The sequence below is a fragment of the Cellulophaga sp. BC115SP genome, from assembly GCF_009905545.1.
Taxonomy (GTDB): Bacteria; Bacteroidota; Bacteroidia; order Cytophagales; family Spirosomataceae; genus Flectobacillus; species Flectobacillus rivi.
Window position 1 is genome coordinate 1 of the sequence record NZ_JAAALB010000002.1, and the last position, 26825, is coordinate 26825.

Consider the following 26825-nt stretch of genomic DNA (forward strand, 5'->3'; position numbering starts at 1 on the left):
GATGTCAAAGGTCGAGTGGTAGAGACGTATAGACGGTGTCCGTCATTGACTGGAGGGATTGAAGAAAATATTTGCAAAAAGTTAGCCTATCATGGTCGAGTAGACGAAGAGGTAGTGATACAATCCAACAGTATCGTAACCACGAAGGTGACACAAAGTTTTCAGTATGATCATCGAGATAGATTGGTAAGTACCTGTCACCGCATTGAAGAATCGAAAGTAGGCGAAAGCAAACGAGAAGAATTACCACACCTATTACAGGTATTGAGTTATGACGATTTGGGACGTCTGAAGACCAAGAAACTAGGACGTTTGCCAGAGAAAGCTATCCAAAAAGACTCAACATTGGAGTTTGCTTCAGTGGTAAACTACGCCTACAACACTCGTAACTGGCTTACAAGCCAGACAATGCACAGATTAGTGAAAAAAGCGGACTACAACAACGTAGCCACAATGCCTGCATATTTTAGTTTGGATTTGGGCTATGAAGGTAATGGCAACATCACCAAATACGATTGGAGTAACAATGGCGCCAAACGAGGATATGTATTGGCTTACGATGGGATGAATCGATTGTTACAGTCGATTGGAACCAATACAGATACAGATTTAAGTGAGAGTTTAAGCTATCGATTAGATGGCTCTATCAAAACACTCAAACGTTGGAATGGACCATTGGGAGGCACAAGTCGAGACGATTTGGCGTATAACTATGCCTCAAACTTATCGGTACAACTCTCTTCGGTACTAGACAACACCAATGATAGTAAAGGCTACAACGATGTCAACAAAACCACGACAGATTTTAGCTATGATGCTAATGGTAATTTGGTAGTAGATAATGACAAAGGGATAACCAATATTAATTATAATTTACTAAATTTGGTCAACAAGGTAAGCTTTGCTGACAAACAAGTAAGTTATTATTATGATGGTTCTGGAACCAAGTGGAGTTATGCCAACAGTGGTTCAGGAGGAATCAACAAGATATACATAGGAGGTTCGGAATATGTCAATCAGGGTACTATTACTCTGAACAGAATATTCACAAGTGAAGGACATGTACAATTGCGAGAAGGTTGGACACCAAACAGTCCACTGAGCAAGTACATTTACTTGTACGACATCAAAGACCATTTGGGCAACGTTCGCCTAGTACACGACGACAGCGAGCAAGCCAAGATATATCAGGGAAATTATTACAGTGCCTTTGGGGTATCGATATTATCCTTAGGCGATAATATGACCCCTACCCAAACGGTGCTATCCAATGACAGGCTCTACAACGGTATAGAGTACAACGAGGCACTTGGAACTTATGATGCTTATTATAGAAATCTAGACCCTAAAATAGGTCGTTGGTGGCAATTAGACCCTAAGCCCGATTATTCTGTAAACCTTTATGTGGCTATGAATAATAATCCTGTTCGTTACACTGATCCTCTTGGAGATACTACTGTAGTCAATAACCGAGGTACTATTTTAAAACAATATGGGGGAAATAATATAGTTTACCAGCAAGGAAGAAAAGGTAAATTATCTCAAATAGGTGAGTTTGGAAAATCTATAAACTTAAATAAGATTCTACCAAATATAATGAGAGAAAATAGAGAGTCTGCCAAAAAAATGAGTGCGCTAGGATTTGCAAATGCTGTTCGACCGGGTGGAAAATGGGATTATAAAAATGAAAATTCTCAAAAAGGAAATATTTTTGGAGCTGCTGCCAAATACGATAAAGAAAATAAATCTACAACAGCCTTTACTGCGGGAAAACTTAATTTTGTTGAAGGTGGAGCTGATATAGGTAATTATAATTACGGCTATACTGGTAGATATGTTGGAGGGAACGGTTATGACCCAACAACATTGTGGGGAGCAGGAGGAGTTTTACAAGTAGGCAAAGATTTAATTCAAGGTCAAATTGGTAAAGTTTTCGGAGAGTTCAGTACTATGGGGCCATTTGTAAGACCACCGTTTGGGGATGAAAAGGATGATTTTATTTGGACTACAACAGGTATGATACATGCTGACAATGAAAAAAAAGGTAATTAAAATTTTATTATTTGTACTAATGTTTCTAGGAATGTACAAATGTCACAGATATGTTTTTTTTAATAAGACAAACCATATCAATACTTTCAGTTTAGGTGAAGGTATATTTGAAGAGAAATTCCAGCCTTTTAGTGGTGGAGTTTTAATGAGCGACACATACTCATATTATTTAACAGATTCAGTAAGTTTTCGAATATTGTTAGGTCAATGTGATGAAAAAGAGCTATATAGATGTATAGCTACAGGAGATTCAATAATAGCCATCAAATATTCACGAAGAATATACTACGGAAAGGAAATTGCAGTAGACAGTATATTTTTTTCAATTAATACCTTGAAAAAGCAGCAAAAATTTGAATGATGAAAGCATTTTAGAGTATAAGTATCCTCACTAGAGTAATGTTTCAAATGTGTTGTCATTATTGATTATTAATAAGTTAGGTGTATTTTATTGTGCCGTGCTAGTGCTGGCTTCCCAGCCAGTACTAGCAACTTCTCAGGATGCCAATCTTTAATATATTCTACATCTTGTCCATGGAAAATTCTAGCAATAAGTATAGATACAGTTGCGAGAAGGTTGGACACCAAACAGTCCACTAAGTAAATACATTTACTTGTATGACATCAAAGACCACTTGGGCAATGTTCGCCTAGTACACGATGACAGCGAGCAAGCCAAGATATATCAGGGAAATTATTACAGTGCCTTTGGTGTATCGATATTATCTCTAGGTGATAATATGACGCCTACCCAAACGATATTTTCCAACGACAGGCTCTACAACGGCAAAGAGCTATAGGATGGCACCTTTAATATATGTATATCTGATATTTAAGAAATATGGTTTCAAAAGGTAAATCTAAACTCTAAGAACGTAAAAAAGGCAATGATAACTACATGTATTGAGACTACAATTACTTATGGTGGTAACTTGATAAAATATGGTCGGGATAGGTATGGGAACAGTGTTATTTTTGTAAAAATGTAGCAAAAAAGCTGTAGTTCTTTGTACACTTTCTTTGCTGTACATATTTAATAAGATAAAAAATAATTAATTAAAAGTATGGACGCCAACTTGCAAATAGCGAAAGTATTACACTTGAAAATTAACAATTTGACTGCTAGTCCATACTCTTCATTAATCGTCTGTACGGCAGGTACCAATTTACTCAATTAAGCGAAAAACTCCTCTTCAGGAGCATTAATGCTAAATCTTGGGTCTTCCACTTCATTATAGAGTAAAAGTTCAAACTGGTTGTATTGCACTTGCAGGGCTTTACAAGTAGGGCTGTTAAAGTCCGTTAACTGTGTTTTAGGTGCGTAAACGATAGAATTGTTGGCATACTTATTTTGTACCTCGCTTTCTTCCATATAGATAAAAGGGCGAATCTGGTTAGCAAATAGCGTTAGCATACTGTCTATTTTGACTTTAAACTTTTCACCTTCAGAAGTTAGCCCATTTTCACCTTGGTACTGATTAATCTTACAAATGTATTTGAGCATGGCATCTCCAATCAGGTTCAATCGAATATCTGCGACTTTATCCATTTTTTGAATATCAAAACGACAGAGCTCCAGATACAGAATCAGATTGATGTCCCTTCTTATTCTTTCATAGTTTTCTCTTACAGCAATTTCTACTCTAAGATTGCGGTCTTCTTCAGACTCATTTTTCATTTTCTTAAACTTCTCATTGAGCTCTGGGATAGTTTTGATAGGCATTTGAGTGGTAGGCGATGCTTGATAATCCATCGCATCAATTCTACCATGAAAACGGCGATATTTCAATGGTGATTTAAAATCCCCTGAGATAGTCCCTGCCATTTCTCCTTGGTCTAGATTTGAAATTGTAGAAACAGGAACTGCTTCAATCTGTTGGTCAGAGATACTGTATGAAGTAGTACCTTGTGCAGATAAACTTTCTTGGATATTCGTTTGATTGATTTTACCAATACATTCGGATACAATTTTAGCCAACTCTCCTCTGATCTGTCCTGTTAAAATAGAACCTACCATATTGACAATCATGTTGGCTTTTTCTTGTCCATACAGCAAGACAAACTGAGCCAAATCCTGAATCCCCAAAATACAAGCTACCTTATTTGAACGAGCTGTAGCGATAAGCGTACTAACCGACTCAAAAGGTAAAGTAGGACATTCATCAACAATAATCCCCAAGGGCAATTGTCCTTTTTTGTTAATGGTTTTGGTTAGTTTTCCATTAAGTAAACTAAGGAGAACCCCATACGACTGGAATCTGTCTGGATTATTCCCAATAACAAGTACAGAAGGATTTTCAGGATTAGAGATGTTCAAATCAAAATCTTCTCCTGTAAAAACCCAATAAACAGTTGGGTCAACAATTTGACCTAGCATAATCACAAGTGAATCCACTTGCCCTTGTAATTGCTCAAGAGCACCACCTTTGAAGGCTCTATTAAAAGTGGTTGCCAAACCTTTGACATACATATCAGACATGAGTAAAGGAAAGAAGATCTCATAATCTTGTTTGAGAAACTCGATGACATGAGGCAGACTACAAAACTCTTTTCCATACTGCTCACTTTTTCGTTTGAGATAATAAATGGTAGCCGTAAGCAATAGCTCTGCAGACTTTTGAAAGAAATCACCTTCACCATTGGCAGCAGCGCCTGAGAGTCCTTGCATGATGAATTTAGCAGATTCAGTAGCATCAATCATTTCTTTGACGAGTCGAGAAGAGATAGGGTTAATACGGTGTGAGGTAATAGGATTTTGTAAATCAATCTGATAGTACTTAGGGAATTTTTTGTGGTGCTTTTTCTCCCAATTCTCAATTGAGCCGTGTCTTTGTTTGAGTAATTCTTTATAATGCCAAAGGGCATTAATTACTTCAATAGCTAGTGTAGGCAGTTTGAAGTCATAAACATATAAGCAATATTCTTTATGGATAAGCTGGTGAATAGCAAGGTTAATGGTCCCAAAACTTTTACCTGAGCCTGGAGAGCCTGCTACAAGAATTGCACGAAAAGGATTGACAAAATTGAGCCATCCTTTTCTCCATTTTCCTTGAAAATAGAAATAGTAAGGGATGTTAATCGAGTGTTCCGTTTCAATTTTCTCCTCCATTTGAGGGAAAGTCTCATTTTCGAAATTGAAAACATCATTCTTTTTCATGGTAATGAGTTTCATGATAAGACTAATGTGATTAATGAAAAAGTAATACCCTACAGCAAGAATGAGAAAGTAGAGAATGAACCCTAGGGCATTATATGGTAGCACAAAAAAGAGCAATGATGCCACAAAGAGGGTAATGAGTCCGAAGACCGTATTTCTAATGACCGTATTTTCTACTAATTCTCTATCCTTACCGATAGGAGTTGTTAGGGCATGAATAGCAAAGAGAATGATAGCAATAAAATGGGCAAAGAAAGGGTTCTTAATGAGTGCTATTTTAGGATTAAGGGATAAATAGATATTGTCTAAAAAAGCAATATTCGTAGAATGCCTAAACAGCAGGAAATAGGCAAAGAAAAGGTGAATAGGAATGATAGCATACCCAATGACCTTGATACCTTCAGTGTTTTGCGATTGTTGTTCCATTTATCTTTTTCGTATTTTAGGTGCAAATTCGTCTTCATCAGAATACGCACGTTTGTAGTTGAAATTCTGATAGTTTTCTTGGAGATAGGGATTGGTTGATTCAGTTTCAGATTTTGCGAGAATGGGTTCTTTAAAGAAATGCTCTGCTTTTTCAGTCGTAGGCTTCTCTTTCATCTTTCTCTTTTTTAATTCGAAATCAGGGATCTTCTTCTCACCTTGTGAAGCTCTTTTAGTTTTAGGGTCATATCTAACCTTCTTGGGTTTGAGTTTGTCTTTATTGGCTTTCTCTCTTCTATTATGAAAGAAGACTGCTTCCAAGTCATTTTTTCGATACTTTTTCCCATCGACTTCTATAGTTTTCTCATCCTCTGAGATTGTTCTATATTCTTTTTCTGCCACTTTTTTGAAGTGGTGTAGATTTCTCATATCCTTCAGTAGTGGGTCTTTAAGAAGTACTTGAATATCTTCATGTTGTACTCTGATTTCCCAAACTGCACTGGTTTTAGCTAAATCGACTTGTCTGCCCACTAATGGAAGGTCATATTTAAGATTAAGTGCAACAGCCTTTTCGGTGGCTTTCATTTTTTCCCTCCAATCATCATATATTTTCCCATTATTCATACATCTATTAAATACTAAATGCACATGAAAAACATCTGTATCGTGATGGCTTACAGCAATATATTGAGTATTTCTTAGTCCCATATCTTGGATGTATTGGTTCACAACATCTGCGATTTGAGACTTATTTAGAAGCACCATATCTTCCTTTCCAAAAGATAAGACATGATGTCCAACATAGGGTTTGTTATAATCAAAGTCCTTATGAGCTTTAGCTTGATTATGAAAGTCTTTAGTGAGCCGATTAAGGCTTTCTAGGTCATCTTCATTTAGGGGTATTTCTATGTTATTAGAATAAGACACTACTTCAGGTTTTTTCTGAATCTTCCCACGATTATCGAGTTTACCGTTGTAGATGTAATTTAGAATAGCCTTAAAGGATTTGCCTTTAGGAGTCGCTTTAGCAATCATTTGGTATGGTATCTGTCTAGCAAGTTTCTTATGGCATTGAGAACTTCACAAGCTTCTTTCGCAAGGTTAGGCAAACTATAAGTATGTGCGAGTTGAGTTAATTGGTTTAAGTTATTGGCCATACCTATCAGTTGAATTTTATCCTTCTGCTCTTGCTCCGAAAATAGGTTTGTCACTCTGCCATCAACTAATATTCTTCTCACATACTCTGTCAATGACAGGTTTGCCCTGTTCGCATTTTCGGTACAGCGATTAATATCACTTTCAGACATTCTAATTCTAAGTCTTTGATTGAGAGGTTTGCTCTTTGTAGGTCTTCCACCTTTTCTTTTATCGTTCATCATTTTAGCTTTAATAATTAGGGGTTTTAGGGGAATCCCCTAACAAGATGGTTGTGCTTGCACACTGGTTTAGGGTAGTTTTTGACTGCCAGAAACCCCATCTTGCTCCAGAAATAGAAATTTTATTTATTAAAACATGAAGTTAATAAGTAAATATTTAATGTTTTAAAAAGTATGAAATATTTATTTTTGTACATACATTTGTCTAGAAGATTTAGTTATGGCAGGTTTTATTCGTGTCTTATTTAGGTTTTGATCAAGTATCATTTAAGCTTTATTCGGCTATTAGTTAGGTCTTATTCTATTGTTAGTTAGGTTTCATTCAGGTGTTAGTCGGGTTTTGTTCAGATATTATTCAGATATAGGTAAAGTATAATTCACCTTTAGTTGATATCTAGGCTATGTTTATTTAGAAGAAAATGGAGATAGATAAAAACATTATAGTAGATATTGATGAGATTAAGCAAATGAAGCAAAAAGGCTTTATTGGATGGTCTAAATATTTACTTCCTTATTGTGAAGGGTATTTCAATGCTGGTTATTCAATTGTACATATCAAAGATAAATTAATAGTAAAGTATCAGTTTGATGTATCAATTTCTACTCTTAATAGACTTCTGTTAAAATATAGACGTATGGGAAAAAGCATTAAACCATCCCCCTCCCCATTATCTATCAACCCCGTAAAATCTGATGTTTCTGTAGAGCAAAAGATAGATGTGGAGAAGGAAGTGGGAAAGGAGGAATCAGATTCTTTTAGTTTACCATCAAATAAAGCTATGGAGGAACTATTCAACGAATATAACAGCAGTAGGTTTTTTGAAAGGAAAGATCCATTAGATGATTTAATAGCTAAACAGAAGATGGAAAAATTACAGAAAAAACAAGGTGAAGTTAGAAATGAGTAGTGTGGTTTTCGTATCTATTATCAATCAATATTCATAGTTAACCTATCAAAAGATGAAAAGATTTGATGAATTTATGTTTCTACAGTGGCTAGTTTTTTTGCCATTAATTCTACCCTTAAGCATCGCTACAGGTGTATTCCAAGGTATTATTCTAGCTCTTTCAAATTTGATTTCTCAAATTAAACAAGACACTAATGTAGAAGTTTCTCATTCAACTCTTTGGAGCTTTCATCAAAGTATTGGAAGTAAGTAAACCAACATTTGATAATGTTTCCATCGTATTAATGAGTGTTCAATATCCCTTCAAATAAGTTGTAAATACAATAATTTAATCAAAATCGAATGAAGCAGGTCAATTTAATTCTTCAATCGAAAGGCGGCGTTGGTAAGAGCCTTTTGACGTGGTTTTTAGCAAACCATTATAGTGATAATAGTAATGTATTGTTCATGGATGTAGATGAGTCGACTCGTACTTCAAGTTCACGTTTGGCATCGATTCTTTCTTCATCTGATCGAAGTTTATTTTACCCAATACTCAACGAGCAAAAGAAATTAGAGCGAGAGTATTTTTTGAGTCTTTTTGAACGCATTTCGAATTTAGAAACAGAAGTTATCTTTTTGGATTTTGGAGCTCCCGAAAGTGAAGAGTTTCGCAAATTATTGGAGTATGAAATCTCAGCAGAAGATCTCTCGATTGAATTATCAGCAATGGGAATATCATTAGCATTGTACATTGTGATAGCAGGAAGAGATGCCTTTGAATCCTGTTCGAGATTTTTGTTTTCTATGCGCTCTATTATAGCGGCTCACCTTGAAGTGAAGGTATTGCTAAATGAAGGAACTTTTGGAGGAAGAGAAGACCTAAATCTTGTCATTGAGAGATTATCTAAAATGGGAGTTTCTCCAATCTATCCATTTGGAAATTTGGGTGAAAGTCAATCTGGTAGAGATATAATAGAACTCATCTCCATAGGCAAAAAACCAGAGAATCTCTCTTTAGCCATGAAACTGACCTTTCGCAAGGCGATGAACCAAATAGAAGCACTTCTAAATTAGAAAAGTATTATGTTAGAGCTCAAAGAAGAAAAGTTTCGCTTATCGAAAAGACTTGATATACCTACTGATGATATAGATGATAGCTTAGTTGTTTTACTGGTAAGTATGGATAAGTTTCAAACTCAGATAGAAAATCGATTGGAGTCACAAACGCAACAACAATTCGAACGAATGGAAGGTGTGATTCACGAAATTGCCAAGTATGAGCCACTTTTCAAGAAAAATCTTCAACCGATTTACTGCGATAAGCCATCAACAGCATATTTTGCTTCAGCAGGCAAGGCAAGTGTTTATGGTATTTGTATCTCTATAGTAGTAGGAATATTTATGGTCTGCCAAACTGTGAAGGAAGTTCATGAGAGTTCCTTAAATCAGTTTAAAGAACTCTCAAAAGTAGTTTATTATGATTCTCAGACACAGAAGTTTTATATAGAAGAAACCCATTTAGTGAAAGAGAAGAAAGGGGTTTTCTCTATACGCTAGCGATCCTTCTTTGGAATATTTTTAGGAGGTGTTGTAGGAGTTGGATAGTTGAATTTTTCCATGTGTTCAATGAGACGATACAGTTCAATGAGTGCATCAAGATTGAGTTCCCATCTCCAAGGTTGGTACCATACACTGGCAAAAGTAAAGTTGAAGTACTCTTTGAAAAAGGTGGTTAGAAACTTGTATTGAAAAGGAGATTTTTCAATATCATCGTTAACCTTGTTCTCAATCAAATCCCAGAAGGCGATAGCAACCTCTTTTTTCTTATGTTGGTGCATAAATTCAAAAACAATAGGTATTTCATTAGATTTCCAACGATTGGCATTTTTAAGTTTTTCATAAAACGTCATGTTTGTAATGTCATAAGACTCACCTAGTTTTTCTTTTAAGAAATTCAGCAGTACAATTCTTTTAATAGAATTAAGTTCGAAATAATTCATGAGCTCATTCTGTAAATTCTTCATGAGTTCTTTGTACTTAATAATTATATCAATTTTTTGGAGTGTGTTCATACGCTAAAGGGCATTGATTCAAAGATGATAATTGAGTTTGTTTAGTAAATATACGAGTATTTATAAATGTCTGTATATTTCTGATTAGGCAAATCATCATCAAGTATAATCAGGTTGCGCTCAAATAGTAAGCAAATGGGTATTTATAAGTTTCTATAAATATATTTTAGTTTCATTTTTAAAATTTAACAAAACAACTATGCAATCAAAATCAATTACATTTCTTCGAGATGTAGGCTTGATATTGTTGTTACTGTACTTGCCTTTTTTTAAAAGTCTAGCACAGCAACCCACCTATATCAAACCTATCAAGTACACCGATGTGAATTTCAATGTGTATTTTGCCCATTGTGACCATCCTGATGTAGTGTACACTGTCAATGGAACTCCATTAAGCACAACAGTTCTTTTTGCCTCAGGAGGTTTTATTGCCAATAGATTTCAGTACGGAATTCTAAAAGCAGGCGATACTTTTACCGTTACTAATACCTGTGATGGAACCAGTATTTCAAGAATAGTCGAAGATGATTATTCCTATATAGGCATACCCAACGGGAGTACGTATATAGGTAATGGTATATCTCCAAGTGATACTGACCCACCCTACTCTAGGCTTCATACACCAGTGCAGCTAGGCAAGTGCGAAGTGGTCAAGAATGTCCTAGCACATATTCTCGATAGTTATCTATTTAGTATGAATGCAAATGCTCATTATGGGGTGTTTAAGCATAATGGAGTACCTATCAAGAAATCTGATTATATAGAAGACCATTATGGCCAAACGGGTGTTGTTTGGGACATTAATTCAGATGGTTCAGCCTATACAGATAACCCAACCACATTGACTTCTTTGGTATCGTATTCAGGAAATACCCCCGAAGTCATCTCATATACACACAATGGTGCGACTATTACAGATGATTTAACTTTACAGTTTGGCGGTCTAGCAATACGGTATATCAAAAATGGCGCTTATTCGATAGAGAAATACACAGCAACGCAGTTTGAGCGAGTAGATTATACAGGAAACTTTGAGAACTCAACCTTTGAGATTCGGTATGGAGCGTCCAAGATAGAAGCTTGGGTTGATGGCGTTAAAGTTGATGAGTTGGTAAGAGAGGTGGTTTATTCCGTATCAGGCGGTGGCAACATAAGTAATACCTCTGTGTTACCCTATGGTAGTAGCGTAGATTTTACGCCTACCACATCTGGTGATTATGTGATAACTGCAATAATCAATAATGTTCGTAGAGTTGAGCAACTGATACATATCTCAAGTGATCCAGACGGTGTAAATTTAGTGGAGAATGCTACTTGTAGTAATGGCACAGGAAAGATTACAGCGAATATCAATCAAAAAGGTTATGCTCCTTTGAGTTATCGAATTAATAGTGGAAGTTGGGGTAACTCAAATGTATTTTCCAATTTGACACAAGGGAACTACAAGATTGAGATCAAGGATGGTTCTGGATGTACATTTACAAGTGATGAAACGGTTGGATTTAACAGTGTTTTACCCAATTTGACAGTAAGTAATAAAAGTTGTTCAGCTGATTTAACAACCTACAATCTCAGCTTTACAAGTGATGGAACAGTGACAAGTGATTATGGCGTAGTATCTGGTAATGTGGTAAGTGGTATTACTTCAGGGCAAAGTGTAACCCTGACAGCGACATCAACTAGCGGTTGCCAAACGACATTACTGGTATCTGCACCGAGCTGTAATTGCCCAACAGTCAATGCTCCAGTGTCCACAGGAGATAGAGTGATTTGCTCAAACAATTCAATTCCTACGTTAAGTGTGACAGTGGGAACCAATGAGACAGCCAACTGGTATGATGGTTCAGGAGTTTTGTTATCAAGTGGCTCAACAAGCTATACTCCAAGTGCTGCAGGGACATATTATGCCGAAGCTCAAAATACCACCAATGGTTGTAGAAGCTCAAGCAAAACGGCTGTAAAGTTGACAATCAATTCAGTACCAAGTTTAACGGCAAGTAACAAGGCTTGTTCAGCAGACTTAAAGACCTATAATGTGAGCTTTGCAAGTGATGGCACAGTTACGAGTGATTATGGGGTGGTATCTGGTAATGTGGTAAGTGGTATTCCTTCAGGTCAATCTGTGACTTTAACTGCGAGCTCTGTTAGTGGTTGTCAAACAACTTTATTGGTGTCAGCACCTAGCTGTAATTGTCCAACGGTTAATGCTCCAGTGTCTGCAGGTGATAAAGTTATTTGCTCAACAGCAACTATTCCAAGTTTGAATGTAGCAGTAGGGACAAATGAGACAGCTAACTGGTATGATGGTTCAGGAGTTTTGTTATCAAGTGGTTCAACTAGCTATACTCCAAGTACTTCAGGGATGTACTATGCAGAGGCTCAAAATATCAATAATGGTTGTAAGAGTTCAAGCAAAACGGCTGTAAAGTTGACGATCAATGCAGTTCCCAATTTGACAGTAAGCAACAAAAGTTGTTCAGCAGATTTAGCAACCTACAATCTCAGCTTTACAAGTAATGGGACAGTGACAAGTGATTATGGCGTAGTATCTGGTAATATGGTAAATGGCATTCCTTCAGGTCAATCGGTGACTTTAACCGCAACATCAGCTAGCAATTGCCAAACAACTTTATTGGTGTCAGCACCAAGCTGTACTTGTCCAACAGTGAATGTTCCAGTGTCTGCAGGTGATAAAGTCATTTGTTCAACAGTAACTATTCCAAGTTTGAATGTAACTGTAGGGACCAATGAGACTGCTAACTGGTATGATGGTTCAGGAGCTTTGTTATTGAGTGGTTCAACAAGCTATACTCCAAGTGCTTCAGGGACATACTATGCAGAGGCTCAAAATACTACTAATGGTTGTAAGAGTTCAAGTAAAACAGCAGTAAAGTTGTTTATCAATTCAGTACCAAGTTTGGCAGCAAGTAATAAAACTTGTTCAGCAGACTTGAAGACCTATAGTCTGAGCTTTACGAGTAATGGCACTGTTACAAGTGATTATGGTGCAGTATCGGGGAATATAATTAGTGGCATTCCTTCAGGTCAATCAGTGACTTTAACTACAACGTCAGTAAGTGGTTGTCAAACGACTTTATTGGTGTCTGCTCCAAGCTGTACTTGTCCAATGGTGAATGCTCCAGTGTCTACGATAGGCAATCAAGTAAGTACTTGTAAAGGAACCAATTTGCCAGCGATTTCTGCATCAGTCGGTGCTAATGAAACAATTGATTGGTATAGTGCCTCAACTGGAGGTCTATTACTTGAATCCAGTAGTTTGACGTATCAGCCGAAGACTGCAGGTACTTATTATGCTGAGGCAAGAAATACCATCAATGGTTGTATCAGTAGCAATAGAACAGCGTTAGCAGTCATTCAAAATGACCAACCTAATTTGAGTTACAGCGATGTGACTTGTGCCTTAAATATCAAAACCTATAGTGTGAGCTTTATCAGCGATGGCAGTGTTACGAGTGATTTTGGGGTGGTATCAGGCAATGTAGTGAGTGGCATTCCAACAGGACAAAATGTAATGTTGACAGCAACCTCAGCAAGTGGATGTCAAACGACAGAATCAGTAGTAGCACCTACCTGTAAACCTTGTTCTCTTGTTTTAAGTGCCAGTAAATTCAGTATCCAACAAGGAGAAAGTATAAGCTTAACAGCAAGTGGCTGCCCAGGTACTTTTGCTTGGGTGAATACCGGAACAAAAGGTTCTACAATCCAAGTAAAGCCTTTGGTAACAATGACCTATCAAGGTGCTTGTTGGATAGATGATGCTGTACCACAATGTAGTTCGAGTATTACGATAGAAGTTATTCCATGTGCATTAACTGCTATCGCCTCACAAGAGGTGATTCGCCAAGGAGAAAGTGTGACCTTACAAGCAGAAGGCTGTTTAAATGGATTTATTGCTTGGAATGTAGCGGGTTCAGAATCTGGAGTACTAACCGTAAGCCCATTAACTACGACGACCTATATTGCTTCCTGTTGGTATGAGTCAGGAGCATCAAGTTGTCAGGTTAGTAAAACCATTATTGTGAATCCTTGTGAATTGACAGCTACCGCTAGCAAAGAGCATATACGTCAAGGAGAAAGCGTAACCTTACGAGCTGAAGGTTGTTTAAATGGATTTATTGCATGGGATGTCGCAGGTTCAGAATCGGGAGTATTAACGGTAAATCCATTAACTACAACGACCTATACTGCTTCATGTTGGTATCCTAATGCTACAGGTGCTTCTAGTTGTCGAGTAAGTAAAACGATAGAAGTGAGTCCCTGTGAGCTGAGTGCAACTGCTTCACAAGGCGTAATAAACCCAGGGGAAAGTGTTACCCTACGTGCCGAAGGATGTTTGAACGGATTTATCGCATGGGATGTAAAGGGTTCCGAATCGGGAGTATTGACTGTACGCCCATTGACAACAACTACTTATACGGCTTCATGTTGGTATGAGTCAGGAGCATCAAGTTGTCAGGTTCGTAAAACCATTGTAGTGAATCCATGCCAATTAATCATCACCGCAAGTGCTGATACCATAAGCCAAGGAGATACAACCGTATTGACTGCATCGGGCTGTACTAATGGTAGAATTGTCTGGGACAAAGTCGAGGGAAATGAATATCAGATAACAGTTGCCCCAACGATTCCAACAACCTACAAAGTAAGTTGCTATTATGGGGATATAGAAGGTTGTTCATCTAGCAAAACTATCATGGTTAATCCTTGTCAACTTCATATTATAGCAGAAAAGTCAAGTATCATATTAGGAGAAACTTCCCAATTGAAAGTAGAAGGATGTCGTAATGGTCGAGTAGAATGGCAAGGAATTGATAGTAATTCAACGACAATATCTGTAAGACCTCTTTCTACGACTACCTATATCGTTAAATGCTTCTATGGTAAGGATAGTCTAGCAAGTTGTGATACGAGTCTTGAGCTAATGGTGGCCCCTTGTCAACTAGCTTCAAAAGCTTCCAAAAGCATACTAACAGTAGGTGAAACGTTAAGCATTATTACTACAGGCTGCCTTGGTACACTAGTTTATTCTAGTGACAGTACTCAAAATGGGAAAAGTAGCTTTGAGTTAATGCCAATCACTACAGGTTCAGTTAGGATCAGTTGCCAAATTGGAGATATGCTCAGTTGTGATACTATTATTCAATATGAAGTACAACAGTGCTCAAGTCAAATTGTAGTCAGTAAACAGATGATTACACTTGGAGAATCAACGACGCTTGAGTATTTGGGATGTCCTAATACGGTTGTTTGGAAAGAATTAGGCACAGGAGCAGCTAAAAGAGTTCGACCAGAGCAGAATAGGATGTATTATGTATCATGTCGATTTGGGAAGGATTTAGCTTACAGTTGTTCTAATGATTCCATTCTAATCAGAGTGAAGCCCCTACCACCACTCTTAATCAATAACCGTAATGGATTGCGAGGTACAGCTATTCTCGATACCGTATGTTTGAATACAGAATTTACTATTGGGGTGAGCTGTGAAGGTAAAGCAATGCCATATAGCAATGGACAACTCATCAGTGAAACGAAGTTTCAGGCCAAGAGTGTTGGGATAGAGACCTATAAGTACTACTGTCAGAGTAAAGATGGTGAGCAATCCGAAGAATCGACTTTTGATGTACTAGTAAAAGGCTTTGAGGTGAACGATGCCATTGTTTATCCAGTACCAACTTCAGGCTTATTGCACATCAAATCAAAAGGATGTTTGGATAACCTTCACCTAGTGCTATACACCCTTTCAGGTCAAATGCTTTATCAAGGTAATGGGGAATATCGAGATGCAGAAAGTATTAGTATTGATATGAGCTATTTGCCATCAGATGAGTATGTATTACATATCACAGGAATGGAAGCAGGCAGCCAAGTAACCAAGCGTTTACGAGTGGTGAAGTATTCTAAGTAGTATAAAAAAGGAAAACCGTAAAACATAAAATTCCCAAGTGGATAAAAATTCATTCACTTGGGAATTAAAACACTCTAACGATGAAGAAATATCTTTCAATCATATTGATGACAATAGGAATGAAATCCTACAGCCAAAGCCAAGTAAATCCAACTCGTATTCAAGTACCGAGCTATCAGTTTCAAAACTTTATTTATGATGCCAGAAGTGCAGGTTTGGGTGAAGGTGGAATAGCCTTAAGTCCAGATGAGAACTCTGCATATCTTAACTCTGCCAGGTTATCTTTTTTATGGAATAGAGCCGATAGTACCAATAAATCATTGGGTATAGCGGTGAACTACAGTCCTTATGCAAGGAACTTGATAGATGATATGAACCTTTTGGGGGCAAATATCTACAAAGTCAAGAATGAAAGAGAAGCATTTGGTTTATCAGTGAAGTATTTTATGGCAGGAAGTGTAAATCTAACCGATGAGGTTGGCACATCCATAGGTGTAGTAACCTCAAGTGAGCTATCCTTGGCGGGTATCTATTCAAGGAAGCTTTCGACTAAATCATCTCTTGCGATTGGTCTGAAATACATTTATTCAAACCTAACTGGTAAGCAGTCATTATTAGGTCAAAGCTTAAGCCCATCCACTAGCTTTGCAGCGGATGTGTATTATTTCCATACAGGTAAACTGTATGAGAATCAGGCGCATTGGCTTAACTATGGTGCATCAATTACAAACCTAGGTGGTAAAGTAAGTTATGGAGATGTCTCAAATTTGAATTTTCAACCTACTACCTTAAGATTAGGCCTAGCACAATACATACAGGTAGGAAGAAAGAACCGACTTGGATTAAGCCTTGATGCCAACCGACTGTTGATACCAACTCCACCCGTAAGAGATGGGAAAGGAAATATAGTCAAAGGAAAGGATCCAGCAAAGGTTACGGCATTAGGAACCTTGATTGAAAACTGGAGTTCAGCACCAAATGGCATATCAGAAACGCTCAAGGAAATCAACTATAATCTAGGAATTGAGTTAACCCTTCAAGAATTATTATCCTTGCGAGGGGGCTATCAATATCAAGACCGAACTAAAGGGAATATGAAGTTTTTCACCTTAGGTTTAGGTGCTAAAGTAAAGGGCATGAACCTTGATTTATCATATCTTATCCCTCAAGAATCTGGAAATCCACTAGCGCATACCCTTCGATTTAGCTTAGGGATGAAGTTGTAAATAGATGCTACAATGTCAAATGAAGACAATCCTAAAATATATAAAACTTACCCATAGAATCCCAATAGAGTACATAGCCGAGACCGTTGCGAATATAGTAGTCATTAGTCTGGTATTGTTAGGTTATTGGTTTTACCAGCGGTAAACAAAACAGCACTCTTGTTAGACAGGAGTGCTGTTTTAGTAAATGGTAAGTCGACTTAATGAATATCAGAGTTAATTTAAAAGACTGTTTTGGACTTTAATAAGCTCTAATACTAAAGGACACAATCTGGAGATCATCCCCCGACAAAGCTTCTATCGCTTCTTTATTCAAATCTGATTGATAAGATGTAATAATTACCGAATCCCAGAGATTCAATTTAAAATATTCACTGGAGATAAACGATTCTAAAAATGCTTTATCCTTTTTGATTTCAAAATTCGAGAATAGTTTTTGGGTGATTGAGAAATATTAAATTAGGCTATCTTGACTTTATGGTTAAGAAACAAAGATTATAAACCAATTCTTGATGAATAGATTAGATACAGTGGGTAACAATATCAAAGAAATATGAAGGCTTAAACTCTATTTATTTACTAGAGTTGGGCGTGTAGAATTGAAGAACAGTAATCTCAATGTTGATTCTTACGCGATCTTGAACTTCAAATTAAACGATTATAGAAACTCAACTACACCTAACGTATCCTATTAAATCCTGACAAACAAAAACTTATACTATACAATATTTATAATGTAATCCATTAATTACCGAATAATAAAATTTACTTCTTTTAAAACGGTATTTCGACAAAATAAAAAATAGTTTTTCTAAATTAAGTGTGAATATTATTGCAGACATATCCTTTTAAACTTGGTTGCTAGTCGAGATAAAAAAATCTATCTGATAGCTATAATTTCTAAAACATAAATCTCTAACAGTATGAATCAACCTTATCAAGTAGGTGCTGGTAACTCTCAAATTATTTTAAATGTTACTGTAAGCACTGTAGGTGTAGCCTACTCAGTATTTTCAGTTATGAAGAACCTACAGAGTTTAGGTATAGAAGGTGAGTCTAAGCCCAGAAGTGGTAATATAGAAAATGCCATGTTAGGCTATACAGATAAGCTTAGAGGCACAGTAATAACAATTCGGATTCTTATCAATTTTTCACACTTGAATGCAGCTCAAAGAGAAAATAAAAGCCTTAAATTTCGCTAATTTACGGTTTTTACTTATCAAAATAGACTGAGTTGTCTGTAAGCATTATCATTAATTAAACCTACTTGTTACAAACCGTGATAAAGTCTATTAGATAATGTTTTCGAAAAGATAGTTGATTTTATAATCATTATCATTTCGTTCTTTTCATGTGCATTATTCAATGAGTAGAATTGATTAACTGAATGACCAATTACCTTAACTATGTAACATAAGAAAACAGTAATCAGTATGAAAAAAATATTCAAATTTAAAGAGCTAATCGTTTTATCTATTTCTATAGCTTCTACAATCTTCTTCTTTGATTTTAAAAAATCGGGGTTAATAATTGGCCTTGAAAATTTTGATTCAAAGAATCTTCCTATTTACTCTGCATCACTCAATATACTAGTTTTAGTAATTAGCATAATGATTTTCTCAACACTTTTTGATGATTTTTATTTTTTAAGAAGAAAACATGGGGAATATGATAATTCAAATTTCGCACTTGACGACTTGAAAGCTATCGAAGAAACTTTAAAAATTTCAAGTAATCAAACCAAGTATTATGTAGAGAGAACAAGCGCTGTAGTTGGACAACTTGTTAGGAACTTTTCATTATTCTTATGGCCTCTCATTATTTTTTATGCATTAAATATAGTTAAAGACAAACTAAATCTCTCGTCTTCCATATACTTTGAGAAGTCATATTCATTTTATGAGTTCACAACAAGAAGCCCGATAGATAAGCATAATGGAGCCTTTTGGTATATAATTTTAAGTGCACTAGCGAACTTTTTTAATTTTCTCTCTGGAATTGGTTTATGGGTATCATTTAGCATTTTATATCAAAAAACTGTTGATGCTGACAATAAAAGTACTCTACATTTAGGAGTTCACTACTTTTTACTCATTTTTTACATGTTAGCTTACGTAGTTTTGATAGGATCGGGGTTAGAGATTTTAACCATCAAAATGACAATCTTAACACTTGATATGTTCTGTAGTATTTTCAACTGCGTAGCAATGATATTATTTTTCAACAGACTTGTTCAAATTCTTTATTTCTTTCAGACGGAACTCAAGAAAAACCTGCTTGATAAGTTTTATTTTTTCACTGCAACTATTTTACTTCCACTATATGCTTGCTTTCAAATTTTTTTTGGAGCGTTTGATTTTCTAGCAAATAATCCCCAATACTCTGAATATTATACGTATTTTAAAGGTACTGTGTTTTTCGTATGTTTCCTTGGAAAACTATTCCTTATATTATTTATGTTTTCCTTTATCAGAATTAAATGGCTACATGCAGCAATTATTACATTAATGGCTAATGAAGGAACACCTTTATTATTAGCTCAGAAAGTTAAGGCAATCTCAAACTCTATTGGACAACTTGATGAAGACCTTATGGGTAAAGACCTTACGGAGAATTAAGGACGAAAAGATCAAAACAAATATCAGAGTAATTACCAATGGGTATAACTATCTCATCAACCTTATTAAAAAATTATCTTTGATACTCTTTTAATAGTCCAACTTTTAAAAGAGTATCATACCTTTTGGCTTCAAAAATAAATGTAAACGAAAAAATAAAATGTTATGAATATAAAAGAGTTCATTGTAAATGTAGGCCCTCAAGGCACTTTTAAGCCTTCAGGTTCATACCATTCTGTTCCATCAGACATTGATGCTATGTTCCAAGGATTTGAGGCTGATAATGTAAAAAAGATTACATTATATTTTCATGGAGGGCTAGTGAATGAGGAGAGTGGAATGGAAACAGCCATAAAAATGGGTGGACACTTAAGCACCATAAAACAAAGCCCAATTTGTTTTGTATGGGAAACTGGTTTAATAGAAACAGTTGCATCAAATATTGGAAAAATTTCAGAAACAAAGCTATTTAATAAGTTGATTAAAATTCTAATAAAGAAACTAGCACCTATGTTAGGATTCGATAGTGGATTAGGGAGAGGCTCAGGCATTACACTCACAAAAGAACAAATACAAATAGAACTTAATAAGATAATTCCTTTTGAAAATTACACGCAAAGCAAACTCGACGAATCAAAAGGAAGGGGAGCTACTTCTACTACAGTAATGCCTCTCAGTGTAGAGGATTTGGAAGGAGAGTTTAAATTTGAAATTGAAGCTGACCTTGAACTTGTATCCATTCTTGAAGAATCAAAATTTCCAATCTCTGGGCAAAAAGGCGTACAATCAAGAGGGGTTATCGATACGATGTTTCTTATAAAGAGTGTTGCAAAAATTGCATTCAGAGTCATCAAAAGATTTGCGTCAAAACGAGACCATGATTTCTATCCAACAATTATTGAAGAACTTTTGAGAGAACTCTATGTTGCTGAATTAGGAGCATGGATTTGGAATAATATGAAAGTTAAGTCCAAAGAAATGTGGAAAGATAATACCGGTATTTCAGACATAAACCAATTTGCAGGAAGATATTTGTTTGATAAGTTGGTAGCATATCATATGAAGTATCCAGAGATTCAAGTCAATTTGGTTGGACATAGTGCTGGTTCTATAGCAATTTGTAATTTACTTGAGATGAGTTCAGCGACCTACCCTCAACTTTGTTTTGAAAATATAATTTTTTTGGCTCCAGCATGTAGAATTGATTTATTCAGGGACGAGGTTGTTTTGCACCAGAATCGTTTTAAAAACTTTAGGATATTTACAATGACTGATAGTAATGAGAAACGCGACATTCTGGTTCCTTTTTTTTACACTCATTCGTTACTATATTTAATCTCAGGTATTTTAGAGAATGAAGGCAATGAAGATGATGCTTATATCCTTGGACTTGAAAGAAATATTAGAGCTACTTCGCCTTACGATTCCGCAGATGAAATTTCTGATGCGCACAACTTTCTTTATGAAGAAGGGAAAAAAAGGGTTGTATTTTCTCAAACTAATGAAGATACCCCTAGAGGCTTTAGAAGCCAGTCATTAACCCATGGTGATTTTGATGATGATGATGAAACAATAGACAGTATTAAATTCATGCTTATTTAAATGAAAGAGGACTTCGCAATTCTTATAGGTATTAATGATTATACTTCACCCACACAAAAAGGATTAAGAACATTAGGGGGTGCAGTTAACGATGCTAACAAGTTAGAGAAATGGGTAGCTAGTGCGACTGGTGGAAATGTGCCAGCTCCCAACATCAAAAAAATAATTTCTTCTTCTATGCCATTAAAGCCATTGCAAGATGAAATTGATGACGCATTCCTTGAAATTGAAGCTACAATTCAAGCTCAAGGTGGTACCGCACGACGATTGTATTTTTATTTTGCAGGTCATGGTTTAGGGACATTGGATAGTACAACAAATACAGCCCTTTGTTTGGCTAACTGGTCAGAGAGCAGAAGACAATCGGCTCTATCATCGGAAGAATATAAAGATGGCATAAAACAGTATGGCTACTTTGAGGAAATTTTTTTTATAGCAGATTGTTGTCGCAATACAAAAATAAATATTAAACCCAAGGCACCAACTTTTTCCATTCCAGTTCCGGGACAAGCGGCAGGACAAACCAAAATGTTTGTTGCCTATGCAACCCAATATCAAGACCAATCATACGAAGTTGAATCTATTGATTCAGAAATGAGGGGAGCATTCACAACTGTTTTGATAGAAGGCTTGAATGGTGCTGCCGCTAATAATGGCTTAGTAGGTGTAGATGACCTTCGTGATTTTTTAATTAAAGCAACTCCAGAGCTCGCACAAAAGCAAGGTTACAAACAAATTCCTGAAATCTCACACACATACAGCAATAACGCAACTTTAGTTGAAGTTCAATTAGTTGGAAATAATTTGAATATCATTTTTGGAGCGACAAGGAATAATCCTGTTGAGCTATTTGATGGAGATCTAAATCTAATTGAAACCATTGATTCAAGTCAATCTAAAAGAGTTTCACGTCAACTAGGAAAAGGTTTGTATCAGCTTAGAGATACTTTGACAGACGAAACTTCATTCTTTCAAGTTCCACTCTCTCAAAACAAAAAAGATGTCACTTTCTAATTCTCTTCTAAAATTTACCTTGATGGTAAACATAGCTGACGAGTATAAATATCTTGTCAAGGTTATCCTATTTGATTCTTCAAACAGGATCGTTTTTCCCGTTGAAGAATCTCTCTCTACTTATAAGTATTATATTAATAAAGGTCTGTATACCATAAGGATTGAAATGAACTCTGAAGTTAGTGACAAAATTATAACAGTAAATAAAGATAGGGATTACTTAGTCGCAAGTAACAATTTTAAACTACCTCATTCAAATATTATTGAGCCCCCACAACAATTTTCTTCTGCTTTATTAGGCGGAGATAATGTTAATACTTACGGCTCTTCATATGAATATTACACCTCTCCAGCAATAGAATTTAGTAGGAATAGCACTTTTGATTACAGTGGGGGAAATTTAATTACAGCCAATTCCTCATTATTTATTTTCATGCGTTTCCCTTCACTTGAAAAATATAAAGATTTGCGAGAGAAGTGGGATAAATCGTTTTATCGGGATTTTGAGATAGTAAATGACTTTGGAGAACCAATAATTATATTTGATTCACAAGTCGGTATCGTAGTTAATGAATATGATGGCTGGATAGCGTTTAATGCAGTACTTCCTCACGGGATTTACTATTTGATTTATCATGGTAAAGAGCCACGACAAATCCCGATTTACGTTTTTAAAAATTGGCATACTCAATTTTTTATAACCTTAGGAGAAGTTCCACTTTTTGGAACAATACGGATTTTTATTTCTAAGATGAGAGAGTTCAATCCAAAGGATGAAACAAATAAATATATTGATATCTTATTAGATAAACTACAAAATAAAGATTATTCTATTGATGAAAATCTTATTGAAATTGTGGCCTCTGGCAAGTATGAATCTCCAATGCTTGGTTTGATATGCTCATATATTTATTTGAAAGGTGCTCAGAAAAAAAACGATAATTTATTTTATAGAATCTCTAACAATCTAAGACAGGTAATCTTGAAGGACAATGATGAATCGCCCGACTTGCAAGCATTGGATATACTTTTGGTTGAGCATTTGGGAAATACTAATTATAGCAAGAGAGATGTAAAGGGAACGCCAATGTTAAGAATAGGATTTGAAGCAATTAAAAATGCATCGGTGAAAAACAACACGTTGATTCCTATGAATAGTATTAATGATTTTATCTCAGAGACTCTTTACTATGATAGTCCATTTAATACATTTCAACCGATCAAATATTCTAGAAATTCAATTAGTGGGTTAGATCTTGAAAATATTTTGTATAAAAATAAATTTCGTAGATATTCAAAACCTTATTTTTCACCAAATGAAATCCTACAAAATACGTCATCAAGTGAAAATATCGTTGGACAAGTGAGTAGTCAATTAGATTTGAGTATTCGAAATGTTTTAACGCCGAGAGTTATTCATTTAATCAAGAATTCAGATATAAATTCTGATTCTAAAGAGAATTGGATTCGAACTTCAATATCTGATATGATTAATCAGAATGATAATCTTAGTATTAACGAGATATCCAATCAATTAAACTTATCAGGAAGTACAATCTCAAGAATTTTTGAAGATTGGAAAAGGGAAGTTGGTGGAAGTAAATAACTAAAATTTATCATAATTAAGCGTTGTTCGTAAAAAATAATTTTCAAAACCTCATATTCACAACTTCCTTCAAATCTTGTTGAAGGAGGTTGTGAATATGAGGTTAGCTAAATTTCAGTCATTTCAATAATAAATTCATTGTTTTGAAAAAGTATGACTAGAATACCCCATAACTCTCATCTCACTTGCCCTTAGACTAACAAATCTTCGAAATCTACATCCTTTAGCTTTACTATATATATCGGTAACAAATTCTAAATCTTGAATATTTTCAATTTTAAGCTACAAGCACTAATCTATTCAGATCATGATTTTTCCCTGTATAAGTTTATACTATGATAATTGAAATTTTCTATAATCCATTCCGTTTAAATATATACCTTAAATGTGGCGTTCTCTTAGTGTATAATAATTCAAGAGTATCTGAATATAGGTGGATGTTAAAATTCCAAAATGTTATTTTGTTTTGAGATACCTCATTAAAATAGCGTTCTTCATATTCATAAGGCTTATTAGGGTCTTGATTATCAATAACCCATATATTAGACATTACTCCTGCGTTCGCTAATTTACTCCCTAACAATGTTTCACTTTTGGTGCCAATATCAGTGAACTTGATATATCCTGAATCACCATTTGTTGATTTGTACTCAACTCCATTGATGGCTTGTATCGCTTCTCTTGTAGTTTTTGCTTCTTTAAGAGATGGAATTGTAGAATCTTTACAAGCAATTAAAGTGAAGATAGAACTTGTAATGACTGAAAAAAGAAGGTACTTTCTCATAAAATAGATGTTGCTAATTGGTTTCATTATTAAGGAATAGACGTATGTTTTTCTAATAGTCACTTGTGATATTACCAAGCTTTCATCATTGCTCTAGTTTGGAGTTCTACCCAAAGTATTTGTTCGTGTCTTTGAAGCTCGTGGAGTTTGTCTTCCAATTTTAAACATGGATTATTTGCTAGCTTTTGTGTTTGGATAGTCTCTTTGATCATTGCCTTTTGCCCACGAACTTGTACAAGGCTTTTCTGTATTTGTAGGCTTTGGATCTGGCAGATTCTATCTTGAGTACTAGATGCTAGTTGAAAAAAAGCACTCTTTGTTAATTCTATTGCTAATGTTTGCATGATTGAGAAAAGTTAGTTAATGAATATTTTGTTTTCGATTTTCAATGAGTAATGCTAGAACGTTCTGTGTTACACTGTCATCCACATCAAGTGAACAGGTTGCCTTGTGTAGTTCATTAAACATATTGAGCCTATACTCACTCACGTGTAAGTCTTGGTTAGTGGTAAGTAACCTGTACACATCTGCAATAGTGAGTAATAGATCTTGCCAATCTTCAAGTGGATTTACTCCTTCTATAGTGATAATAATAGCATTGTCTTTAAATTGTACCATTTTCAGGACTGAGATTAATTTGTAGATAATTATTGAACTAGGTGACATATTTATAACAAGAGTTGACATAATGATGAACTTCACTTCTTTTGATGTCACCTAAACTGACATCGAATTGTATATTACTCACCTATGGTGACATGTTAGTGTGTTGTATCTGAGGAGATTAGTTCGCTTTCTTGACAATAGAGAAGCTAAGCTGTTCTCTATCTTTCTTACGAGAAGCTTTGAGCCTCTGAGCCTCAAGGTCGACTTCAAGTCCTTGTTTTTGAGTGAGTAATGTGTCAACATTCTCTTCCAAAAGAGTTATCTTTTGCTGAGCTTCGTTGAGTAGGACGTGAGTTTGAGTGACCTTATTCTTTTCAGTGTTGAGCTCAACATTAAGTTGTGAAACCTTATTTTGTAGAGATGTAACCTCGACTTGAAAATCAATATTGAGCATTTTTTCTCTAGCTTTCTGAGTAAAGAGCTCAGCATAGACATATACCATATAGCCAGATACACAACTAAGAAATACTTGAGTGGTTGCCATTTTTATTTTTTGAAGTAGAACCTCCTGTTGAACATCTAGTAAAAAAAGCGCCGTCATGATAACAGATGCCCAAGCAAAGGCAATGGTTTTCCTTTTACTTGAATTATGTTTTTCATTAACTGTTACGACAGTAGCAGTAAGCTCAAATGCCAACGCCATAAACCAGCTAGCAGCGTACCTTGGCCATCCTTCAAGATGTTGAGGGTAAGCATGAAAATATAAGGTCTGAGTTTCAATTGCTCTAGCCGAGCAAACAACAAGCATTCCAAGAGTGATAAAATTGATATCAAAGATGAAATCTATGATTTGTTGGAATATACTTTTCTTAAGTGCGATTTGCATGGTTATAAATATTTAATGGATGACAGCTTTCATCAACTGGGCGAAGAATGGATAGTACTACAGTGGAAAAAGCTCTTGTCGATTACACTAGAGTTGATTATTGATTTGTTGTAGAATCTGAAAAATAAAATCCTTCCAATATTGATCTTCAACAAAGATTTGGTAATTGTCTCCAATTTGTCGATTCCTGACAACAGCCTTAAATACTTCTTCATTTTCGACACCTTTTAGAGTTCGTCCCTTGTTCATATTTTCATAGCAAATGATGGTGACGATCGGATTATCCGCAAACTTTTCTCTCTTAGAGTGAATAATTCTAGGAATTCTTCCAAGTTCTATTTCTACAGGATTTAACTGATATTGCTTTGATTCATGTAGAAATTTCATGCTATGATAGGTCGCATTGACAGGACCTTTGGGACTCATCCATTTGCGTTGATGATAAACAGCGACCACAAGACGAGATTCCTCAATGTCATGAATTGGCTCTTGCAAGTAGTGGTTCACAATGGGTGTTTTTTTGAATGATGCTTCCATAAGATTTGATAGGAAAAATGTGGTACTAAATTGTTAAATAATCTAGTTTT

At 35.6% G+C, this 26825-nt stretch carries 22 protein-coding genes; 13 read left to right on the top strand and 9 right to left on the bottom strand.

Annotation, left to right across the window (positions count from 1 at the left end; genetic code table 11):
• Together GVN22_RS01570 and GVN22_RS01575 are read left to right on the top strand one after the other, a co-directional pair.
• The coding region (locus GVN22_RS01570) for an RHS repeat-associated core domain-containing protein (protein WP_240915543.1) at nucleotides 1-2052 on the top strand (2052 nt) is incomplete at its 5' end.
• 566 nt (nucleotides 2053-2618) lie between these two features.
• Nucleotides 2619-2852: a hypothetical protein gene (locus GVN22_RS01575; RefSeq protein WP_166549325.1), complete on the top strand. Its 234-nt coding sequence runs from the start codon at nucleotides 2619-2621 to the stop codon at nucleotides 2850-2852.
• Nucleotides 2853-3226: 374 nt separating this feature from the next.
• Here the strand turns inward: GVN22_RS01575 and GVN22_RS01580 are convergent, their stop codons facing one another.
• Genes GVN22_RS01580 through mobC form a run of 3 tightly spaced genes read right to left on the bottom strand, consistent with a single transcriptional unit; the run spans nucleotide 3227 to nucleotide 7011 of the window.
• Nucleotides 3227-5635 carry a TraM recognition domain-containing protein gene (locus GVN22_RS01580; protein ID WP_166549326.1) on the bottom strand — a complete coding sequence of 803 codons (2409 nt, stop codon included), beginning with the start codon at nucleotides 5633-5635 and terminating at the stop codon, nucleotides 3227-3229.
• Entirely contained in the window at nucleotides 5636-6667 is a 1032-nt protein-coding gene (locus GVN22_RS01585) for a relaxase/mobilization nuclease domain-containing protein (RefSeq protein WP_166549327.1), read from the bottom strand.
• Nucleotides 6664-7011: a plasmid mobilization relaxosome protein MobC gene (mobC, locus tag GVN22_RS01590; RefSeq protein ID WP_166549328.1), complete on the bottom strand. Its 348-nt coding sequence runs from the start codon at nucleotides 7009-7011 to the stop codon at nucleotides 6664-6666. Before mobC ends, GVN22_RS01585 begins: the two co-directional genes overlap by 4 nt.
• Before the next feature lie 416 nt (nucleotides 7012-7427).
• Between mobC and GVN22_RS01595 the strand changes: the two genes are divergently transcribed.
• The 4 genes from GVN22_RS01595 to GVN22_RS01610 all read left to right on the top strand — a co-directional run bounded on the left by GVN22_RS01595 (nucleotide 7428) and on the right by GVN22_RS01610 (nucleotide 9455).
• On the top strand, nucleotides 7428-7916 hold the full coding sequence (locus tag GVN22_RS01595; protein ID WP_166549329.1) for a hypothetical protein: 489 nt from the start codon (nucleotides 7428-7430) through the stop codon (nucleotides 7914-7916).
• Between the two features lie 52 nt (nucleotides 7917-7968).
• Nucleotides 7969-8169 carry a hypothetical protein gene (locus GVN22_RS01600; RefSeq protein ID WP_166549324.1) on the top strand — a complete coding sequence of 67 codons (201 nt, stop codon included), beginning with the start codon at nucleotides 7969-7971 and terminating at the stop codon, nucleotides 8167-8169.
• Between the two features lie 89 nt (nucleotides 8170-8258).
• Nucleotides 8259-8972, top strand: coding sequence for a hypothetical protein (locus GVN22_RS01605; protein ID WP_166549330.1), 714 nt, complete (start codon nucleotides 8259-8261; stop codon nucleotides 8970-8972).
• A gap of 9 nt (nucleotides 8973-8981) precedes the next feature.
• Nucleotides 8982-9455 (top strand): hypothetical protein, encoded by a 474-nt coding sequence (locus GVN22_RS01610; RefSeq protein ID WP_166549331.1) that lies wholly within the window; start codon nucleotides 8982-8984, stop codon nucleotides 9453-9455.
• On the opposite strand, the gene GVN22_RS01615 is transcribed toward GVN22_RS01610, so the two are convergent.
• On the bottom strand, nucleotides 9452-9970 hold the full coding sequence (locus GVN22_RS01615) for a hypothetical protein (RefSeq protein ID WP_166549332.1): 519 nt from the start codon (nucleotides 9968-9970) through the stop codon (nucleotides 9452-9454). The two genes, GVN22_RS01610 and GVN22_RS01615, sit on opposite strands and share 4 nt — an antisense overlap.
• 199 nt (nucleotides 9971-10169) lie before the next feature.
• Between GVN22_RS01615 and GVN22_RS01620 the strand changes: the two genes are divergently transcribed.
• The 7 genes from GVN22_RS01620 to GVN22_RS01650 all read left to right on the top strand — a co-directional run bounded on the left by GVN22_RS01620 (nucleotide 10170) and on the right by GVN22_RS01650 (nucleotide 23962).
• Nucleotides 10170-15896, top strand: a complete 5727-nt coding sequence (locus tag GVN22_RS01620) for a hypothetical protein (RefSeq protein WP_166549333.1) — start codon at nucleotides 10170-10172, stop codon at nucleotides 15894-15896.
• 80 nt (nucleotides 15897-15976) lie between these two features.
• Nucleotides 15977-17122, top strand: a complete 1146-nt coding sequence (porV, locus tag GVN22_RS01625; protein ID WP_166549334.1) for a type IX secretion system outer membrane channel protein PorV — start codon at nucleotides 15977-15979, stop codon at nucleotides 17120-17122.
• Nucleotides 17123-18045: 923 nt separating this feature from the next.
• A complete protein-coding gene (locus tag GVN22_RS01630) occupies nucleotides 18046-18324 on the top strand; it encodes a hypothetical protein (RefSeq protein ID WP_166549335.1) in 279 nt (92 codons plus the stop codon).
• A 231-nt stretch (nucleotides 18325-18555) separates the two neighbouring features.
• Nucleotides 18556-19740: a hypothetical protein gene (locus GVN22_RS01635; RefSeq protein ID WP_166549336.1), complete on the top strand. Its 1185-nt coding sequence runs from the start codon at nucleotides 18556-18558 to the stop codon at nucleotides 19738-19740.
• 165 nt (nucleotides 19741-19905) lie between these two features.
• A complete protein-coding gene (locus GVN22_RS01640) occupies nucleotides 19906-21342 on the top strand; it encodes a hypothetical protein (RefSeq protein ID WP_166549337.1) in 1437 nt (478 codons plus the stop codon).
• The gene (locus tag GVN22_RS01645) at nucleotides 21343-22356 is read left to right on the top strand and encodes a caspase family protein (protein ID WP_166549338.1); all 1014 of its coding nucleotides are present in this window, start codon (nucleotides 21343-21345) and stop codon (nucleotides 22354-22356) included.
• A complete protein-coding gene (locus tag GVN22_RS01650; protein WP_166549339.1) occupies nucleotides 22343-23962 on the top strand; it encodes a hypothetical protein in 1620 nt (539 codons plus the stop codon). Before GVN22_RS01645 ends, GVN22_RS01650 begins: the two co-directional genes overlap by 14 nt.
• Nucleotides 23963-24314: 352 nt before the next feature.
• Here GVN22_RS01650 and GVN22_RS01655 read toward each other — a convergent pair whose 3' ends face one another.
• From GVN22_RS01655 to GVN22_RS01675, 5 genes are all read right to left on the bottom strand, one after another.
• Complete coding sequence (locus GVN22_RS01655; protein ID WP_166549340.1) at nucleotides 24315-24746, bottom strand: hypothetical protein; 432 nt, start codon at nucleotides 24744-24746, stop codon at nucleotides 24315-24317.
• A 71-nt stretch (nucleotides 24747-24817) separates the two neighbouring features.
• Nucleotides 24818-25090, bottom strand: coding sequence for a hypothetical protein (locus tag GVN22_RS01660; protein WP_166549341.1), 273 nt, complete (start codon nucleotides 25088-25090; stop codon nucleotides 24818-24820).
• Nucleotides 25091-25106: 16 nt separating this feature from the next.
• On the bottom strand, nucleotides 25107-25412 hold the full coding sequence (locus GVN22_RS01665) for a hypothetical protein (protein WP_166549342.1): 306 nt from the start codon (nucleotides 25410-25412) through the stop codon (nucleotides 25107-25109).
• Nucleotides 25413-25530: 118 nt separating this feature from the next.
• A complete protein-coding gene (locus tag GVN22_RS01670) occupies nucleotides 25531-26238 on the bottom strand; it encodes a hypothetical protein (protein WP_166549343.1) in 708 nt (235 codons plus the stop codon).
• An 87-nt stretch (nucleotides 26239-26325) separates the two neighbouring features.
• The gene (locus tag GVN22_RS01675; RefSeq protein WP_166549344.1) at nucleotides 26326-26775 is read right to left on the bottom strand and encodes a hypothetical protein; all 450 of its coding nucleotides are present in this window, start codon (nucleotides 26773-26775) and stop codon (nucleotides 26326-26328) included.
• Nucleotides 26776-26825: the final 50 nt, after the last annotated feature.

Excerpts from the sequence above, each read along its gene's own strand:
- GVN22_RS01580 (WP_166549326.1), bottom strand. The coding sequence starts at position 5,635 with ATGGAACAACAATCGCAAAACACTGAAGGTATCAAGGTCATTGGGTAT.
- GVN22_RS01585 (WP_166549327.1), bottom strand. The coding sequence starts at position 6,667 with ATGATTGCTAAAGCGACTCCTAAAGGCAAATCCTTTAAGGCTATTCTA.
- mobC (WP_166549328.1), bottom strand. The coding sequence starts at position 7,011 with ATGATGAACGATAAAAGAAAAGGTGGAAGACCTACAAAGAGCAAACCT.
- GVN22_RS01595 (WP_166549329.1), top strand. The coding sequence starts at position 7,428 with ATGGAGATAGATAAAAACATTATAGTAGATATTGATGAGATTAAGCAA.
- GVN22_RS01600 (WP_166549324.1), top strand. The coding sequence starts at position 7,969 with ATGAAAAGATTTGATGAATTTATGTTTCTACAGTGGCTAGTTTTTTTG.
- GVN22_RS01605 (WP_166549330.1), top strand. The coding sequence starts at position 8,259 with ATGAAGCAGGTCAATTTAATTCTTCAATCGAAAGGCGGCGTTGGTAAG.
- GVN22_RS01610 (WP_166549331.1), top strand. The coding sequence starts at position 8,982 with ATGTTAGAGCTCAAAGAAGAAAAGTTTCGCTTATCGAAAAGACTTGAT.
- GVN22_RS01615 (WP_166549332.1), bottom strand. The coding sequence starts at position 9,970 with ATGAACACACTCCAAAAAATTGATATAATTATTAAGTACAAAGAACTC.
- GVN22_RS01620 (WP_166549333.1), top strand. The coding sequence starts at position 10,170 with ATGCAATCAAAATCAATTACATTTCTTCGAGATGTAGGCTTGATATTG.
- porV (WP_166549334.1), top strand. The coding sequence starts at position 15,977 with ATGAAGAAATATCTTTCAATCATATTGATGACAATAGGAATGAAATCC.
- GVN22_RS01630 (WP_166549335.1), top strand. The coding sequence starts at position 18,046 with ATGAATCAACCTTATCAAGTAGGTGCTGGTAACTCTCAAATTATTTTA.
- GVN22_RS01635 (WP_166549336.1), top strand. The coding sequence starts at position 18,556 with ATGAAAAAAATATTCAAATTTAAAGAGCTAATCGTTTTATCTATTTCT.
- GVN22_RS01640 (WP_166549337.1), top strand. The coding sequence starts at position 19,906 with ATGAATATAAAAGAGTTCATTGTAAATGTAGGCCCTCAAGGCACTTTT.
- GVN22_RS01645 (WP_166549338.1), top strand. The coding sequence starts at position 21,343 with ATGAAAGAGGACTTCGCAATTCTTATAGGTATTAATGATTATACTTCA.
- GVN22_RS01650 (WP_166549339.1), top strand. The coding sequence starts at position 22,343 with ATGTCACTTTCTAATTCTCTTCTAAAATTTACCTTGATGGTAAACATA.
- GVN22_RS01655 (WP_166549340.1), bottom strand. The coding sequence starts at position 24,746 with ATGAGAAAGTACCTTCTTTTTTCAGTCATTACAAGTTCTATCTTCACT.
- GVN22_RS01660 (WP_166549341.1), bottom strand. The coding sequence starts at position 25,090 with ATGCAAACATTAGCAATAGAATTAACAAAGAGTGCTTTTTTTCAACTA.
- GVN22_RS01665 (WP_166549342.1), bottom strand. The coding sequence starts at position 25,412 with ATGTCACCTAGTTCAATAATTATCTACAAATTAATCTCAGTCCTGAAA.
- GVN22_RS01670 (WP_166549343.1), bottom strand. The coding sequence starts at position 26,238 with ATGCAAATCGCACTTAAGAAAAGTATATTCCAACAAATCATAGATTTC.
- GVN22_RS01675 (WP_166549344.1), bottom strand. The coding sequence starts at position 26,775 with ATGGAAGCATCATTCAAAAAAACACCCATTGTGAACCACTACTTGCAA.